Annotated in this window: 1 protein-coding gene and 3 pseudogenes; 1 reads left to right on the top strand and 3 read right to left on the bottom strand. The window is 40.4% G+C overall.

The features are described 5' to 3' along the window. Nucleotides 1–455: pseudogene (locus tag MHN32_RS23370) on the bottom strand (transposase); the annotation flags it as partial. A gap of 448 nt (nucleotides 456–903) precedes the next feature. On the opposite strand from MHN32_RS23370, the gene MHN32_RS23365 reads away from it, so the two are divergent. Further along, nucleotides 904–1,800: a hypothetical protein gene (locus MHN32_RS23365; protein WP_239422964.1), complete on the top strand. Its 897-nt coding sequence runs from the start codon at nucleotides 904–906 to the stop codon at nucleotides 1,798–1,800. 261 nt (nucleotides 1,801–2,061) lie between these two features. Here the strand turns inward: MHN32_RS23365 and MHN32_RS23360 are convergent. After that, nucleotides 2,062–2,241, bottom strand: a pseudogene (locus MHN32_RS23360) (ISAs1 family transposase); the annotation flags it as partial. Between the two features lie 330 nt (nucleotides 2,242–2,571). Continuing rightward, nucleotides 2,572–2,995: pseudogene (locus MHN32_RS23355) on the bottom strand (transposase); the annotation flags it as partial.

Here is a 2,995-nt window from a genome sequence, read left to right as displayed (position 1 = left end):
TTTGCTCTACGGGCAATATCCTCGTTGAGTACCCGCATAAACCAACTAATATCAGCCAGTCTTTGTCTGTATTTGGTAACATATTCACTGAGTATCAACTGTTCCGACTCGCTTAGAGGCTCTTCCTCGATAAACTTCCAAGTTACCCAATTACCTTTAAACAGCTTGTGCCAGCGTATTACAACGGCTTTATCTGATAAGCGCTTGGCCTTTTTATCATCAACGTGCAGAACAAGGTGAGTGTGGTTACTCATCACCGCATAAGCACAGACGTCGATACAGAAAACAGCTGCCAATATCAGGAGCTTTTCTTCAACCCAATCACGGCGATGTTCATAGGATTTTCCGGTCAATTTATCTTCACCGCATAAAAACGCGCGCCTCACGCAACGGGAGATACAGTGGTAGTATTTGGTGTCGGTTAAGCTGATTTGATTTTTACGGGCAGTAGCCATCCTTTGTTTTCCTCAATCCTTTGAGTGCAGAATTAGAGCGTAGACGACTTTTAAAAAAGGCACAAATTAGTGGTGGGTGTCTTTGGTTTAGTCTTTGGTTTACTTGTTCAACTTCTACAGGCTTATATGCCCTCAAAATCAAGATACTAAAGGCGCATTCAGCGCCTTTTTTATAACGGTTCAAATTAATCCGTCTTAAAAATCTCATAACTCATTTCCCCTTATGGGTTTCTGAAGTTTGCATTCTAAAAGCCAAAGCAGAAAACTTATTTATTAAATACAATTTCTTACTAGATATTTTTCTATTTATTTAAATCGTAAGTTTGTGGTACTACGCACTTAAAAAGACAGTATGAGTAACAATCAGGCACAATTCATCAAGACGTCAGGTTTTTTGTATTTGAACTGCTAATGTCAGTGGTTCTTAAATCACCATTAAGGACAAACCATGAAGTCGAATTTAGCTTTACTCACCCTATTATTTTTAAATCTCAGCGGTTGCTCTATGAATCATGCTGAAGATAAAACCAATGTAAAAGAAAGTATGTATTTTGGTGAGCAGCCACCGGGTTTAGTGCCGAAGATCTTTGAGCCTAAAATAGTTTCACCAAACGGGGAGTTTGAAAGCGGTACATTCACGCCAGATATGCAGTCTTTTTACTTCACCAAAGCGATAGGCGAAGACAAAAAGCGAGGTTTCTTTGTTATCCATAAAGAAAATAATCAGTGGGGAAAGGCGTCAGAAACAGATCTACATTGGCCGCAGTTTTCTTATGATGGTAACAAAATGTTTATCGGTAAAATGTATCGAGAGCGCGAAGGGGGTGGTTGGTCTGAGCCTAAAAGCCCAGGCGCGTTCATAGAACATATGGCTCATGGACGATCGGTTTCTGCAAGTGGCACTTATTACTTTACCGGATATAAAAAGCGAGGTGTTGTTGGCGCTTTGTATTACTCTCGACTTATCAACGGGCAGTATGAAGAGCCCATAAAGCTAAGAGACGATATGAATCAAGGAGAGTATATTGCTGGTTCTATGATAGCGCCTGATGAGTCATATTTGATTTGGAGTGTGCAACGAGCAGAGGGTTTTGGCCAATCTGATCTCTATATTAGTTTTAAAGAGCAAGATGGTACTTGGTCGAAGGTTATAAATATGGGGACAGCAATTAATACAGAAAAACAGGAAAGCTCCCCTCAATTATCACCTGATGGAAAATATTTTTTCTTTATTCGAGGTGATTGGCATGTGAATGGAAGCGGCAAACGTGTTTATGAAGGAAAACAATATTGGGTTGATATTCAACTGATAAAAAACTTAAAACTAAAAAGTGAGTTTACTTAATTATCTTATGTTTACAAACAAAGGCGCGCTTGGCGTCTTTTGACTAATATCTATAGGACACGTAACTGTTCAACGAGTATGCTTATTTACGAGTTACACGGTAAGCAACCAAGCTACAAACTGTTTTGCTTCAACAGCATTGCTAAGGCTTACTTTTCTGAAATCAGCATGATCTTTATAAACAACATTTTGTTTGTTTACAGAGATCGATGAAATCGGTGGGGTGGCTTCTATGTCAGGGGCGGAGCATACTTTGATTACTTATAAGCCAAAGAACACCTGTGCCCTAAATTTGTCGTTCCAGCCAGCTGTTTTCAATTTGCTGCGTTGACTCGGTAAGCCGCATTCACACTGCTTGAGCATATTCATTACAAAGCGCCTGAATAGGGCCATATTTTCCACCGCACCATCGAGACAAATTCTTGATGAATCCTCTTTAAAGGGGGTTATAAAGACACCCATAATTATTTGTCATCAAAGCTGCACTATCCATACACAACCTAATACGATTTGCATTGGCTTAACCGAAAAACGAAAATGATTTCTGTCCAGCAAACAATACTGACAGCCACTACTATTTGCTTACCATGGTTATGGCAGTTTCGACTTAGCTTTGTACAAGGTTGTTCATTATTCGTATCAAAAGCGCTTCTAAAATAAGGTAGTTGTTGGTGTTTGCTCATTTTTCGACACTAAAACTAGTGTATCACGCACGACAAGGGCGCTGTAATTTGCACAGCTTGAGGGGGTATCGCTAAAGGCGTTATTTGGTTAAGCTAGCAAGCGTTCACAATTTGCTAGATTTGTGCGCCGTCGTTTTTTAAGGGTTCCACAATAAGCTGTGAGTACTTGCTCTCGACCCACCGCGCCGTGGAAAACCCGAGAAAATTGTGTAGTGAGCTTCATCCAGTTATCAGGTTCGATGTTTAGTCGAGACAGAATAGGTTGAGACTCAAAGATGGCACCGCTTTTGTCGGTGCGAATACATTGACCGGTAAGCTCAACTAATTCTATATAAAACTTGAGTTCAAAAGGCAGCCCTTTTGGCATATGTTATCTGGGGCTTCCCGCAAACCGTAATAGGCTTTTTGGTTGTTTCCCTTGCCTTGCATGGTCGATACGCTTTTTGATACTGGTAAAGTCAGAGGTTTCAGGTGTTGGGGCTAATTTAGCTCGAATAGGGTTTAAGTCAACG

Source organism: Pseudoalteromonas sp. Of11M-6 (genome assembly GCF_022347905.1).
GTDB lineage: Bacteria > Pseudomonadota > Gammaproteobacteria > Enterobacterales > Alteromonadaceae > Pseudoalteromonas.
The sequence above is the reverse complement of the archived record's forward strand: the minus strand, read 5'-3'. Positions and strand labels throughout refer to the sequence as shown.

Excerpts from the sequence above, each read along its gene's own strand:
- MHN32_RS23365 (WP_239422964.1), top strand. The coding sequence starts at position 904 with ATGAAGTCGAATTTAGCTTTACTCACCCTATTATTTTTAAATCTCAGC.